The 13,276-nt window shown below is 42.3% G+C and carries 14 protein-coding genes and 1 other RNA gene; 12 read left to right on the top strand and 3 right to left on the bottom strand.

The window, feature by feature from the left end:
- The first annotated feature begins 344 nt into the window (after positions 1 to 344).
- The 3 genes from nadK to LJ740_RS18395 all read left to right on the top strand — a co-directional run bounded on the left by nadK (position 345) and on the right by LJ740_RS18395 (position 3,602).
- Positions 345 to 1,226 (top strand): NAD(+) kinase, encoded by an 882-nt coding sequence (gene nadK / locus LJ740_RS18405; protein ID WP_229530603.1) that lies wholly within the window; start codon positions 345 to 347, stop codon positions 1,224 to 1,226.
- Between the two features lie 104 nt (positions 1,227 to 1,330).
- On the top strand, positions 1,331 to 3,001 hold the full coding sequence (recN, locus tag LJ740_RS18400) for a DNA repair protein RecN (protein WP_229530602.1): 1,671 nt from the start codon (positions 1,331 to 1,333) through the stop codon (positions 2,999 to 3,001).
- Between the two features lie 247 nt (positions 3,002 to 3,248).
- Positions 3,249 to 3,602 carry an outer membrane protein assembly factor BamE gene (locus LJ740_RS18395; protein ID WP_229530601.1) on the top strand — a complete coding sequence of 118 codons (354 nt, stop codon included), beginning with the start codon at positions 3,249 to 3,251 and terminating at the stop codon, positions 3,600 to 3,602.
- A gap of 27 nt (positions 3,603 to 3,629) precedes the next feature.
- On the opposite strand, the gene LJ740_RS18390 is transcribed toward LJ740_RS18395, so the two are convergent.
- Both LJ740_RS18390 and LJ740_RS18385 read right to left on the bottom strand, forming a co-directional pair.
- Entirely contained in the window at positions 3,630 to 3,977 is a 348-nt protein-coding gene (locus LJ740_RS18390) for an RnfH family protein (RefSeq protein ID WP_377307010.1), read from the bottom strand.
- Between the two features lie 22 nt (positions 3,978 to 3,999).
- Complete coding sequence (locus LJ740_RS18385) at positions 4,000 to 4,434, bottom strand: type II toxin-antitoxin system RatA family toxin (protein WP_229530600.1); 435 nt, start codon at positions 4,432 to 4,434, stop codon at positions 4,000 to 4,002.
- Positions 4,435 to 4,550: 116 nt separating this feature from the next.
- Here LJ740_RS18385 and smpB point away from each other — a divergent pair, with 116 nt between their 5' ends.
- The 9 genes from smpB to LJ740_RS18340 all read left to right on the top strand — a co-directional run bounded on the left by smpB (position 4,551) and on the right by LJ740_RS18340 (position 12,565).
- A complete protein-coding gene (smpB, locus tag LJ740_RS18380; RefSeq protein WP_229530599.1) occupies positions 4,551 to 5,030 on the top strand; it encodes an SsrA-binding protein SmpB in 480 nt (159 codons plus the stop codon).
- A 405-nt stretch (positions 5,031 to 5,435) separates the two neighbouring features.
- Positions 5,436 to 5,792: a transfer-messenger RNA gene (gene ssrA / locus LJ740_RS18375) on the top strand.
- Between the two features lie 166 nt (positions 5,793 to 5,958).
- The gene (locus tag LJ740_RS18370) at positions 5,959 to 7,209 is read left to right on the top strand and encodes an integrase domain-containing protein (RefSeq protein WP_229530598.1); all 1,251 of its coding nucleotides are present in this window, start codon (positions 5,959 to 5,961) and stop codon (positions 7,207 to 7,209) included.
- Between the two features lie 11 nt (positions 7,210 to 7,220).
- Complete coding sequence (locus LJ740_RS18365; protein WP_229530597.1) at positions 7,221 to 7,460, top strand: hypothetical protein; 240 nt, start codon at positions 7,221 to 7,223, stop codon at positions 7,458 to 7,460.
- A gap of 65 nt (positions 7,461 to 7,525) precedes the next feature.
- Entirely contained in the window at positions 7,526 to 8,299 is a 774-nt protein-coding gene (locus LJ740_RS18360) for a hypothetical protein (RefSeq protein ID WP_229530596.1), read from the top strand.
- A gap of 97 nt (positions 8,300 to 8,396) precedes the next feature.
- Entirely contained in the window at positions 8,397 to 8,654 is a 258-nt protein-coding gene (locus tag LJ740_RS18355; RefSeq protein WP_229530595.1) for a helix-turn-helix transcriptional regulator, read from the top strand.
- Positions 8,655 to 8,664: 10 nt separating this feature from the next.
- A complete protein-coding gene (locus LJ740_RS18350) occupies positions 8,665 to 8,991 on the top strand; it encodes a hypothetical protein (RefSeq protein ID WP_229530594.1) in 327 nt (108 codons plus the stop codon).
- 56 nt (positions 8,992 to 9,047) lie between these two features.
- Positions 9,048 to 11,885, top strand: a complete 2,838-nt coding sequence (locus LJ740_RS18345; protein ID WP_229530593.1) for a DUF927 domain-containing protein — start codon at positions 9,048 to 9,050, stop codon at positions 11,883 to 11,885.
- Positions 11,886 to 11,944: 59 nt separating this feature from the next.
- A complete protein-coding gene (locus LJ740_RS18340; RefSeq protein WP_229530592.1) occupies positions 11,945 to 12,565 on the top strand; it encodes a hypothetical protein in 621 nt (206 codons plus the stop codon).
- 126 nt (positions 12,566 to 12,691) lie between these two features.
- Here LJ740_RS18340 and LJ740_RS18335 read toward each other — a convergent pair whose 3' ends face one another.
- Entirely contained in the window at positions 12,692 to 13,228 is a 537-nt protein-coding gene (locus LJ740_RS18335; protein WP_229530591.1) for a zinc ribbon domain-containing protein, read from the bottom strand.
- Between the last annotated feature and the right edge of the window lie 48 nt (positions 13,229 to 13,276).

Genomic DNA, 13,276 nt, shown 5'->3' with positions numbered 1-13,276 from the left:
CAGCTCTGCGATACGCTGCTGCTCTACGGTTTCTAATACCGCGTCAACGGTTTCACCTTGAGGTAACTCCTGAGATTCATTTTCAACCGCTTCTGGCTGCATCTCTTCAGGGTTTACTGCTTTGTCATTTTGAACGTCGTTACTCATGATTTTGCAATCCGAAAATGTATGAAAATTGAATTAGGGAGCTAGATGGGGATGGTTACAGATGATTCAAGTTACAATTTGTCATATTTTTAATATTGTTCAGAAATGCCCCGATAAAAGGCAATGATCTTGTGGTTTGAAATCTAATTGGTGTATAACAAGCTTGTTTGTTTTAACTTTTTCCTTGAGCCAACACTATGCCCCCAATGTTTGAAACCGTTGGTCTGATTGGTAAGCCTAATCATTCTGGCGCCAGCGAAAGTCTGCGAATTCTGTACAAATTCCTGAAAAAAGAGGGTTGCACAGTATTGGTGGAAGAGCGCGTTGCCAATGTCCTCGATGAAAATGATCTGCAAGTACGGGACATGGTGTCTATCGGTAAAAGTGCACAACTGGCTATTGTGGTGGGTGGTGATGGCAACATGCTGGGCGCAGCACGGGTTTTATCGCGTTTTGACGTAGCCGTAGTGGGTGTTAACCGAGGCAATCTTGGCTTTTTAACTGATATCGCACCCGACGAAATTGAACGTCAGATGACCGACATATTCGACGGCAAATTTAACAGTGAAGAGCGCTTTTTGCTGGAAGTAGAAGTTCATCGTCACGGCGAACTCAAAAGCAGCAACGCCGCTATCAACGAAGCGGTATTGCACCATACTAAAGTGGCGCACATGATGGAATTCGAGTTATACGTCGATGACATGTTCGTGTTCAGCCAACGCTCAGACGGCCTGATTGTCGCAACGCCAACGGGATCAACCGCATATTCACTATCGGGTGGTGGCCCAATCCTGACCCCAAACCTGGATGCCCTGGCGATAGTACCTATGTTTCCCCACACACTCAGCAGCCGCCCGATTGTAGTGGATGCCAATAGCGAGATAGTCTTAAAAGTATCAAACGACAACACCGAAAACCTGCAGGTAAGCTGTGACAGTCATGTCATGCTGGCTGTGGTACCAGGCGATGAAATCCTGATCCGCAAAAATCCCAGTTCACTGCATCTCATCCACCCCAAGGGATATAGCTACTTTAATGTATTGCGCACCAAACTTAACTGGGGCAGTAAACTTTACTGAGCAATATTACTCGTTTATGTAAATATTTTTTGCACAAACACTAGACAGTAATAAAAACATGTATATATTTACAGTTAACTGTATACCTATACATGGTTTTGGATATGCTTACACAACTTTCCGTTAAAAACTTTGCCATCGTAAAATCTCTGGATATTGAGTTTAAACAAGGGATGACTGCCATAACCGGCGAAACCGGTGCTGGTAAATCCATTGCAATTGATGCCCTGGGTCTGTGTTTAGGTGAACGGGCCGAAGGCAACAGCGTGCGTAAAGGGGCTAAAAAAGCCGAAATCACCGCCTGTTTTAATATCAAAAACAATCCTCGCTGTCTGACCTGGCTGCAGGAGCACGATTTAGACGATCATGACGACACCTGTATTCTGCGCAGGGTAATCTCCAGTGAAGGACGTTCAAGAGCCTACATCAATGGCAGCCCGGTGCCCTTGCAACAACTCAAAGAGCTTGGCCCAAGACTGGTAGCCATTCACGGTCAACACGCTCATCAGGCCTTATTAAAAAGTGAGGCACAACGGGCTTTACTGGACAGCGACGAAATCATTCAACAGCAACTGAGCGACCTAAAAAGCCTGGTAACCCGACACAACAAGGTACAACAGGAACTGGAACAGTTGAATCAGATGCGACAACGCAGCGAAGATCGTAAAAACCTGCTGTCATATCAGCTTACCGAACTAGATGAATTCGGCCTGTTGGACAACGAATTTGAATCGCTGGAAACCGAGTTTCGCAAAATGAGCCACAGCCAGTCATTGCTGGAAGACTCTCAGATCAGTTACCACGAATTGTGTGAGTCAGAACAGGGTAATGCCGCCAGCATCATTTCTCGCTGCCTGGAGCGCATCACTGATCTGGTGGAACACGATGAAAGCTTAAAACCATTGCAATTAATGCTACAGGAAGCGCAAATCAATATTGCTGAAGCCGGTGTTGAGCTGTCAAATTACGTGGAATGTCTGGAAATTGACCCGCTGAAAATGCAACAAACCGAACTGCGTTATTCCAAGGCGATAGAGTTAGCCAGAAAGCACCTGGTTCAGCCAGAAAGTCTGTACCAACATCATCAGGAATTAAAAGCAGAGTATCAGTCACTATTTGACAGCGAAAACAAGGGTGAAGCCCTGCAGGAAGAACTGCAGACATTGAAAAATGATTACCTGCTAGTGGCTGACAAACTACATACAACCCGTTGCAAAGTGGCTAAGCGATTGCAAAAAGCCGTAGCAACTGAAATTCGCCGTATGAACATGCCAGACGCGGAATTTGAAATTGCTGTTACCGACAGCCACAGAGATAAGATAAACAGCAAGGGGCACGATCATATTGAGTTCTTGTTGTGCAGTAATAAGGGTATGAACATGGAAAAACTGGAAAAGGCCGCATCAGGTGGTGAGCTTTCCAGAATTGGTCTGGCATTGCAGGTGTTGGGCAACAAAACTCACGCGGTGCCCACATTAATATTTGATGAAGTGGATACCGGGATCAGTGGCAGTACCGCTTCGGTGGTAGGCGACTTGCTGAAAACCCTGGGAGATAACGAAGCTCAGGTATTTTGTGTCACCCACCTACCACAAGTAGCTGCCAAGGCGCGCAACCAGATGTTGGTAACTAAGTTTTCTGATGGCAAAACCACAGAAACACATATGACTCCGCTGGACGAAGACAAACGCGTAGAAGAATTAGCAAGGTTATTAGCAGGCGATATTCTCACCGATACAGCCATTGCTAACGCCCGGGCCTTGCTACAAAACTAATACGGCTAAAACATTCTGTATATACAGGGCATATAGGTGCCCTGCCCGCTTTTGCTCCTTGGTAGTTATCAGTACCTTTGCAGTGAACCTCTTCAGTACCGAATACCGGTAAGTTAATTCGACCACACGGGTTGCAGGCACGCGAAATCCAATAAAAATAAAACCACCGGGAACAATTGAGTTGATGTCGTTGTCATTAAACAGTAGGATTCACAGCGGTTTTCCACTCAGGAACGAAAAGAGAAGCATGAAGTTAAAGTTGTTATTATCATTAATTCTGGCAGTTGCCATTTCCGGTTGTTCCAGTTGGATATACAGAATTGATGTCGGTCAGGGAAACTATGTTATTCAGGATGACGTGGACAAATTGCGCATTGGCATGACCAAAGAACAGGTACAATTTGTTCTGGGCGCACCAGTATTACGCGACAGCTTCGACGAAAACACCTATTACTACATCTACAAAATTAAACGCGGCATGAAATCCCGCGGTGAAGACTTCCGCAAAGATCTGGTGTTACATTTTGACGATGGCAAACTGGCTAAAATGACCGGCGACTTTGACGAACCGGAAGACTTTAATACGCCATTAGACATCTAAAACTCTATACTGATTGTCGAAGAGCTATTACCTTTTAGCTCTTCCTCCGGTAACTTTATCCGCCCGGCCTTCCTCTTTTGCTTTCTCTGCCCGTCTGCGCCTGGCCTCTTTGGGATCGGCAATCAAAGGGCGATAAATTTCTATGCGATCACCGTCTTTCACGGTATCAGATAACTTACAGGTGCGATTCCAGATACCCACCGCATTTTGGGTCAGGTCAATCTCAGGATAACGCTGTAACATCCCTGACTCCTGAATAACTTCTTCAACGGAACTGCCTGCAGCAACCACAACATCCAGGAGGGTTTGTTTATCGGGTAACGCAAATACCACTTCCACTTTTGCAGTCTTACTTTCAGCTTCCTGCGACTCAATAGCAGTATCTGGTGGTGTATTTTCAGCCACGGTAAATCTCCTTTGCCCGTTCAGTAAATGCTTTAACCATATTATTGGCCAGAGTACTAAACACCTTCCCAAATGCCAGTTGTGCCAGAGAGTTACTGAATTCAAATTCCAGTTCCAGCTCAATTTTGCAGGCGTTTTCGGCCAGTTCTGTAAATCGCCAGCCACCGGTCAATTGTTTAAAGGGACCATCCTGCAAATTCATACTAATCGCACTATCTTTGGTGAGTTCATTGCGGGTCGTGAACCACTGCTTTACACCGGCTTTAGATACTAACAAAGACGCTACCATTAACTGCTCTTCCTGCTCCAATATGCGGGCATCTTCACAACCAGGCAGAAACTGCGGATATTGCGTAACATCATTGACTAAGTCATACATTTTCGCAGCACTGTATGGTACAAGGGCGCTGCGATTAACCGCTGGCATGAGATCTTATTTCCTTATGGGTCTGATAACAAAAAACAGAAATAGTAACATGTAACTTACGATTTGATGCAACAAACTAGAAGACAATTATTTACGACTGCGTATAATACGCCGCCATGAAGAAAAAGCAGAATAAATCTAACACAAGCGGAACTATCGCACTGAATAAGCGTGCCCGTCACGACTTTTTCTTAGAAGAAAAGTTAGAAGCCGGGGTCGCTTTACAGGGCTGGGAAATAAAAAGTATCCGGGCCGGTAAAGTAAACCTGAGTGACGTGTATGTGCATGTCAAAGATGGGGAAGCGCATTTACTTAATTGCCGAATTACACCACTGGAATCAGCGTCATCTCACGTGATATGTGATCCGGTTCGCCCTAAGAAACTCCTTTTACACCGCCGCGAACTCAACCGCCTGGTAGGCAGTGTTGAACGTCAGAGTTATACCGTCGTGGCAACCGCCATGTACTGGAAAAAGTGCTGGGTAAAAGTAGAAATACACCTTGCCAAGGGTAAACAAACCCATGACAAACGCGATTCCATTAAGGACCGTGACTGGGCGCGACAAAAAGAACGCATGATGAAACACAAAGCCTGAGCCGGCTATTTGCAGCCTGTCAGTTTTGTGTTAACCTCCTTCCCCCTTTTTCACTGAGGGGTATGGCAACAGCCATAAAATCAGTGGACTCTGGGTTGAAAACCTCGAACAGCGTTGCTATGTATTTAAATACAAGCAAGTGTTCTACACCAGTTTTGACAACATAAGCCGATAAAGGGTTATGTGAAAAGAATTGGGGCAGATTAGGGTGAGCGCCGCTCGAAAATTGCGATAAAAATGTCTGGAACATTTTTAAACAGCTTTAGCTGGTTCCGGTAGGAACGAAGGACAGGAGTCCGGAGTAATACTTGGAGCAATTTTAGGGGCGAACGCCAGACAAAGGACGTCTGGCAGGAACAGCTCACCAGGGATGGTTTAAACAACCTTAGTCTCCCTTACAAGATTGGGGCAGATTAGGATTCGACGGGATACACGAAACCCAAGGTGCATGTCGAGGGGCGGTTGGCCTCGTAAAAAGCCGCAAATAAATAGTCGCAAACGACGAAAACTACGCACTAGCAGCTTAATAACCTGCATAGGCCCTCCCACTTCAGCCGTTGTCTTTTCGTGAAGGCTCGGGAGGTCATACTAAAAGACTAGCGAGGGAACCTCGTCTGAGGGTGAACCGCGAAACAGTATCAGACCAGCCACGAGAAATCCTGTTTGTCGGAGTTCAACTGGTTAAATAAAAGACAGACTACACATGTAGGACCGAGGATGTAGGTATTGCGGACGCGGGTTCAAGTCCCGCCTGCTCCACCACACTAAGATTTCAGGAAGTTTCCTGAAACACTATAAGCCCTTTAAATTCAAGGATTTAAAGGGCTTTTAAGTTTCTAAAGATATCTAATCATTCCTCTGCAACCCATCTTTATAGTAACATTTAAAGTAACACATATCCTGATGTTACTTATCTGGTGTTACTAAAATGGCTAAAGTTGTTAAACCTCTTACCAATACCGAAATTCAACAAGTAAAGCCCCGTGAGAAGGAGTTTAACCTTTCTGATGGAGATGGGCTGATTCTTAGAGTCAAACCCAGAGGCTCAAAGTTATGGTTATTCAACTATTACCACCCATTCACCAAAAAGAGAAAAAACCTTAGTTTAGGTGCTTACCCTGAAGTATCGCTTGCTCATGCAAGGCAAAAGAGGCTTCAATATAGAGAGCTGCTGGCCAGTGATATCGATCCTAAGGAGCACAAAGACCAAGCTTCTAAAGCATCTGAACGAGAACACTTAAATACACTAAAAAAAGTCGCTACCGATTGGTTCAATGTAAAGAAAACCAAGGTCACTTTCGATTACGGAGAAGACCTGTGGAATTCTCTTGAAAATCATATCTTCCCCAAATTAGGCAATTACCCCATAAGTAAAATAAGTGCGCCCAGCGCGATTGAAGTTCTCAATCCAATTGCAGCCAAGGGGAAATTAGAAACAGTAAAAAGGTTGTGCCAAAGATTAAATGAAATAATGACGTTTGCGGTGAATACCGGTGTTATTTTTAGTAATCCACTTTCGGGTATTAATCAGGCTTTTGAGTCACCAAAGAAGAAAAGCATGGCAACAATAAGACCGAACGAACTACCCGATTTTATGAAGAGGCTAAATTCCGCGAGTATCAAGTTGGTAACGCGCTGCCTTATTGAATGGCAACTACATACTATGGTTCGCCCTTCTGAGGCTGCTGGAGCCAAATGGTCAGAAATTGATTTTAAAAATAATCTCTGGATTATTCCCGCGGAAAGAATGAAGAAAAAACGGGAACATATCGTTCCATTATCAGAACATACATTGAGCTTGTTAGAAACGTTAAAGCCCATTAGTGGACACAGGCTATACCTTTTCCCATCAGATAGGAACCCAAAAACACACTCAAACGCACAAACAGCCAACATGGCGATAAAACGTATGGGATATGCTGGAAAACTCGTATCACACGGTTTGAGAGCGCTCGCGAGCACAATATTGAATGAACAACGATTCGCCCCTGACATTATTGAAGCTGCTTTAGCGCATGTGGATCAAAATGAAGTTAGGCGCACGTATAACCGCGCCGACTACTTAGAAAGAAGAAAAACACTAATGACCTGGTGGTCAAATCATATAGAGGAAGCTGCCATAGGGAATATGGGAATTGCTAACTCGAAAAGTGGTCTTAAATTAGTCAACACAAAATAAAGGTGAAAATTATGACTTCCAACAGCCAAAATAATTTATTGGGTGCCGATTCAGCTAACAGAGAAGAAAACATCATGCGACTACTTTCACAAACGAAAGCGGTCTTAGAAACACTGACGGTAAACGACCAATATTCATGTATTAGTCATGCAACATTGGGCAGTAATATTTGGCTAGTGGAAGATCAGATAAAACAAATTGAGAGTGAATTTACCGAGCTACTGAATGAGAAGAACAAGCTTAATGATTGAAAGATTACAGGATAGCTTCCCGTCGCTATCCTTTTTATAAATATTCAATGGAGTGAGGCAACGTTTTGAAAATCAATATTAAATCTCTGCAAAAGAAAGGTTGTGAAAACTCACCCGATACCGAGTCTGTTGAAGACAATGAGTGCGGTGAGTTTTACCAATATACCAGAGATGATGTGCTGCCAAATATCGACGAATATATAGAATTGATGGAGGATAGCGCAAAGCAAAATTCAGTTTGGCTTGGACAATTTGAATTTAGTCAAAAGTCCAAAACGGAACTCTTAAAAATAACGAGTAAATTTGAATTTGAGGACACCGATGCTTTTATTAAACGATTGATGTCTCATGCCCGAATGGAGCAGGCTCGACTATCTTTGTTGCGTATTAACAGGGATAAAACAAACCCTAGCCATGTTCAAAATCGTCAGTTGCAAAAATTTAAACAATCTATTACCTCTTCAATCAAAAAGTTCATCGAACTTGATTCAGATATAAGATCATTTGTGGCGTCTGATTTACGACTTGGACTACCACATATATTTAAAGGAAAATTGGAAAATCTGGATTCCTTTGATGTGCTGGAGTTTTTGCATTTGATCGAAACTGCTGCCGACCATCACCTCAAAGAAAACTTAATTGATTACAGTAGAACCAGAACACCAATCTTTTTTATTAAGCAAGTAGTAGACACATGGGACTACTTTTTAAATGGGAGGAAGCCAAGAGGAAGTGAAGCGGCATTACGTAAGCTGATAGAGATTTTATACGAATCTATGAATCAACCGACTCCAGACTTGGAGCATAGACTTAATCAAGTCAGAAGCCTCAATTATTAATACCCGAAAAAGTTTTCAAATCTAAAAGTTTTTTCCTGTATTTATTTGCCTTTAGATGTGAACAATAGAGTGTCAGTTAACCACTAGGAATACTGACATGTATCAAGAAACTCCATTTTTTAAAGTTATTCGCAAAAACGAGGTTATGGCTGTACTTGGCATCTCCTCAACATCTCTGTATCGATTGATTAATGACTCACTTATCCCTCCTCCATTTAGCCTAGGTTGTCGTGCTGTAGGATGGTATGAGCATGAAATTAATGCTGTTCTGAAAGCCAGAGCGGCGGGTAGGAATAATGATCAGATTCGCGAACTTATTGGGGAGCTACTTAATGCTCGCCAAAAAGCGGCTTAGGAGCATTGTTATGATCGTTTCATTAGTCCCACCTTCAAATAAAGAACCAGTAAAAATTGCAAGGATACTCCATTTTCTCTACGAAGGTGGTTCGCTCAATAGATTCGAAGCGGCTTCAATCCTCCATGATACCTGCCTAAACTCAACTATTTCTGGTATCAGAAATAATTTAGGTATCTTGGTTGCCGGTAAAACCGAGTCGGTCAAAGGGTACAAAGGAATTTCTACCATTTACAACCGCTACTGGTTGCATCGAGAGCAGCAGAACATCGATAAAGTCAGGGAACTTCTAATTAACTATTTCGGTTACGAAGAAATTACTATTCCAGCGGCTTAACACCTACCCCCAACTATTGATTTTAATCCCCCCGATATCGGGGGATCGGGATTTCTATGTCTAAAATTAATTATAAAGATATTAACCAAAAAGCTCTTTTAAATGCTGAACAAGTAGTAAGGCATTGGACTCCAGATGGTTCTCGGAATGGCCATGAGTGGGTTGCGTTGAACCCCACCAGAAAAGACCATTCAAAAGGTTCTTTTTCCATTAATTTAAACAACGGTGTGTGGAAGGACTTTTCCACAGACGATGGTGGTTCTGATCTAATTAGTCTTGTGGCATATGTAGAAAGGTGCAATCAAAGTGAAGCGGCAAAGTCTTTAGTCGCCTTTTTGGGGAACACCAATATTGATGTTTCACCGCAACCGGATACTGGCAAGACAACAACCAATCAAGCCTTTGCCCCAATTTACCCTCCCCCACTAGAATCAATCGCCTTATGTCCCAAGAACCACCCAAAACTAGGGGATCCTGTCACTCTATGGGATTACTTATCTGCTGAAGGTCAGCTTCTTATGCGGGTTATGCGTTTTGAATCAAAGCAAAATGGCCAAAGGAAAAAAGACTTTCGCCCTTTGACCTATGGGAAGCTTGGTAACCAAACCCCACGCTGGCACTGGAGACAACTCCCAAAAAACCGACCTTTGTACAGATTAGAAACATTTATAGGCCAAGAAACTGTTGTTATATGTGAAGGTGAAAAAGCTGCCGATGCCTGTTCTATGCTTTTTCCATCATGCTTTGTAACGAGCTGGTCAGGTGGCTCAAAGGCCATTGAAAAAACGGATTTTGAACCTCTGAAAAACAAGAAAGTTATTTTATGGCCTGATAATGATAGCGCTGGAGATCAAACGATTCCTCAATTGCATACACAGTTGACTAAAGTTAATGTTCAGCAAACATCTCAAATAAATTTGGAATTTTTTAAAAACAACCATCCAGTGAATGCTACAGATTGGGAGTCAACGGGACACTGGCCAGAAAAGGCTGACGCTTTCGAAGCTTTGGAAATGGGCTGGACAGCCAACCACCTGAAGCAGGCAAACGCACAAGGATTACTTCTTATAAATCCAACCCACCTCGTCCCAGAGTCTAAAGACAATGTTCCTTACGGTTTCAGGCTAGATGAGAGTGGTGTTTGGTTTACAGACTCCAATGATAACAGGCGTAAAATATGTGATCCCATTAACATTGTCGCTAGAAGTAGAAGTGGCAATGGAGATGGAAGAAATTGGGGCATCCTAATTAGGTTTAAAGATTTCGATTCTGAAGAGAAGCTTTGGAATATTTCGATGCAATCCTTCGCAACCGATGGAGGCGGTGAGGTAATTAGAGGCCTGATGGACCGAGGATTACCAATTAGCTCTCATAGGGAAGCCAAAAGAAAAATTCTGGAATACTTGCAGGAATATCAAACAGACCGGCGCGTTTCTTTGGTTTACAAAATGGGATGGTTTAAGGACTCTTTTGTATTTCCCAACTCTGTTGTCGGAGAATATCAAAATGCAATGTACTACAGCGAAAACCCATCTCTTTGCAAACTATCAACAAAAGGTAATGTGAGTGAATGGAAATCGAATATTGGTAAATACTGCAATGGAAATCCGCTAGCGCTCTTCGCTGTAAGCGCAGCCCTATCAGCGCCATTGGTCGAGCTCATGGGGTATGAATCAATGGGCTTTCATTATTACGGCGACAGCTCTTGGGGGAAATCAACTTTACTCGATTTAGCCTGCTCGGTTTATGGCAATCCTGATAGTTACAAATGTACATTTAGAGCCACTGATAACGCACTTGAAAGCTTGGCTTCAGCTCACTCTGATATGTTACTGGCCCTTGATGAAATAAACCAAGTAGACGCTCGTATCATTGGAGACATCATATACATGCTGGGGAACGGCCAAGGTAAACATCGAGCCAATGACCGAGGCCAAGCAAGGGACACACAACACAAATGGAAACTTACCTATTTAACCAACGGCGAAAAAACATTAGAGCAATACCTATTGGAAGGAGGAAAAAAAGTTACTGGTGGTATGGAGATGCGCTTTCTCGGAATACAAGCCACATTCCAGAATTCAGAAGCAGATAAAAAGCACAAAGGGGTTTTTAATCATTGCCATGAGTTTAGTGGTGGGGCCGAATTATCAAACCACTTAAAAAGAGAAATGCAAAAATACCATGGCTCTGCATTTCCAGCGTTCATACAACAGTTAGTAAAACAAAACTTCAGTACATTGACAGCTCATCTTGTTAAGCAAGTCGACTATTTTGTTAGCCAGAATTTATCTAACGAAGCTGGAGGTCAAGTTCAAAGGGCCGCAGCAAAATTTGCTTTAGTTGGTATGGCTGGCGAACTAGCAACCCAATGGGGCATTACAGGATGGGAAAAAGGACAAGCCTATGTTGCATCTAGAGAGTGCTTTTTTTCTTGGTTAAAAAATCGCGGTGGTGAAGGTAACATGGAAGATTCACAGATCCTCAATGACCTCAGATTACAGCTTGAAATGTATGGCGATTCAAAATTCAAACGCTGGGACAAAACAACAAAACCAGTTATAGAAAACGAAAGCACGATTATTGATACCCATGTACCCTCTCCTTCAGAAATGTGGGGATACAGACGTCACATTGATCACAAGAGCCAAATTGACGGTGATACCCAAGAAGTCGTTTATTATATTTTCCCAAATGCGTTCGAAAAAGTGATCTGTAAGGGCAATGATCATCTTCGTGTTGCTCGGCTTTTAAGAGATATAGGAGCACTTGAACTAAGAGACAGTGAGTTAAAAGAGAATCGACTTAAAACGAAAGAGCGTCTTCCCGGTTCTGGTAGAAAGTACCGTCAGATTTATAAAATCAAAGGAAGTATATTGTTTGAATCTTGTTGACAGTAAACCTAGTATTAAAATTTCACACCCAAAGCCAATAAAAATTACAAGGATAGCGTATGCAACTTTTCAGGAAAGATTTTCAATTTAGTATCGATAACTTAGTTTTGATTTTTATTCTCAGCTTTGGAGTTATTTTTCTTATTTGCATCACAGCATTTGAGCTCTCTGACCTTCCCGATCCATTAGCCGCGATTTACGGAGCTATTCCAATAATAATTTCAGGCTTAGCTGTGTACATTTCAGGTAAATCATATTTTTTATCCAGACATCAGTCGACACTAAACCAAAAGGCTGAGCTTTTAGCACTACTTGAAAAAATAACTTTTGATGAAACGAGAGGAAAATACTATGACCAGCATGGATTTCCTTGGTGGACTGAAACCATTGACGTCCTTTGTGGTTACTTTGTAGAAATCCGTAAACTCGGCTATTTCTTAAATCCTGAAAACAAGCTGTTAATAAAGTCACTCTGTCAGCAAGCTGAGTTGTACCTTTACTTCATTGAAACAAGAAAAGATGATATGGCTCTTCAGATCGATACAGGCTACTGTGAAAACTTCGAAGAATTGGAAAAAGTAGAATTGAGAAATGAAGCAATAGATAAATGGATAAACCTTAGAGGTAAATTGAACAGTATTTACAAAATACTTGTCGTAGAAGACATATCAAAAATCTAAATCCGCCGTTAATCGCAATCCATCAAAAATAATTCAACTTGATTTCAGCTAATTATTAATAATGAAACTGTTGACAATCAAATCTATCAGCTCGCACATAAGGCATTTATTGGTGTAAATGCTAGATTAGTTGCTACTCAAGATTGTGGCATTGCAGTCATCATTAGAAACAGTAGCTACAACAGATTCTACACTCATTCCTCCAAATCCATTTTTACCTCTATAGGTCATTTTTAAAAGATGGTTACCGTCTTCATCAACTGGTGTTATGACAGTCTCGATATGTTCAAAACTATCAGGATCACGCATATTCTTTTCAACATATGAAGCTACTTGTCGATGCGAGCCATCCCATGAACTCAAACAATGAAACCCCTTAAGTTTCTTTTCAGCATCTTCTTTGGCTTTTAATTTTTCCCTCTCGGCTTTTGCGACCTCTTCTTGTTCACGTTTGAGCCTCACTTGCTCGTCCCTAGCTGCCCTTTGCTCGGCTGTTAGACTTGATTCACCTATAAAAGCCCCGACAAATCCAATCACAATAAGTATCGTAACAAGCCAAGTAAGGAAAGAAGTTTGCTTAGGAGGTTTTGCACCACAGTTGGGACACGACTTTGCCTTTGAACTAACATCTTTACCGCATTCTTTGCATTTCAAGAGGGCCATTTACCAACTCCATATGTTAAATGATATTCACCACAGTAGTTTAGTCAC

It is taken from the genome of Planctobacterium marinum (assembly GCF_020687805.1).
GTDB lineage: Bacteria > Pseudomonadota > Gammaproteobacteria > Enterobacterales > Alteromonadaceae > Planctobacterium > Planctobacterium marinum.
This window is presented reverse-complemented; position numbering and strand designations above follow the sequence as displayed.

Coding starts and splice junctions, on each gene's coding strand:
- nadK (WP_229530603.1), top strand. CDS start 345: ATGCCCCCAATGTTTGAAACCGTTGGTCTGATTGGTAAGCCTAATCAT.
- recN (WP_229530602.1), top strand. CDS start 1,331: ATGCTTACACAACTTTCCGTTAAAAACTTTGCCATCGTAAAATCTCTG.
- LJ740_RS18395 (WP_229530601.1), top strand. CDS start 3,249: ATGAAGTTAAAGTTGTTATTATCATTAATTCTGGCAGTTGCCATTTCC.
- LJ740_RS18385 (WP_229530600.1), bottom strand. CDS start 4,434: ATGCCAGCGGTTAATCGCAGCGCCCTTGTACCATACAGTGCTGCGAAA.
- smpB (WP_229530599.1), top strand. CDS start 4,551: ATGAAGAAAAAGCAGAATAAATCTAACACAAGCGGAACTATCGCACTG.
- LJ740_RS18370 (WP_229530598.1), top strand. CDS start 5,959: ATGGCTAAAGTTGTTAAACCTCTTACCAATACCGAAATTCAACAAGTA.
- LJ740_RS18365 (WP_229530597.1), top strand. CDS start 7,221: ATGACTTCCAACAGCCAAAATAATTTATTGGGTGCCGATTCAGCTAAC.
- LJ740_RS18355 (WP_229530595.1), top strand. CDS start 8,397: ATGTATCAAGAAACTCCATTTTTTAAAGTTATTCGCAAAAACGAGGTT.
- LJ740_RS18350 (WP_229530594.1), top strand. CDS start 8,665: ATGATCGTTTCATTAGTCCCACCTTCAAATAAAGAACCAGTAAAAATT.
- LJ740_RS18345 (WP_229530593.1), top strand. CDS start 9,048: ATGTCTAAAATTAATTATAAAGATATTAACCAAAAAGCTCTTTTAAAT.
- LJ740_RS18340 (WP_229530592.1), top strand. CDS start 11,945: ATGCAACTTTTCAGGAAAGATTTTCAATTTAGTATCGATAACTTAGTT.
- LJ740_RS18335 (WP_229530591.1), bottom strand. CDS start 13,228: ATGGCCCTCTTGAAATGCAAAGAATGCGGTAAAGATGTTAGTTCAAAG.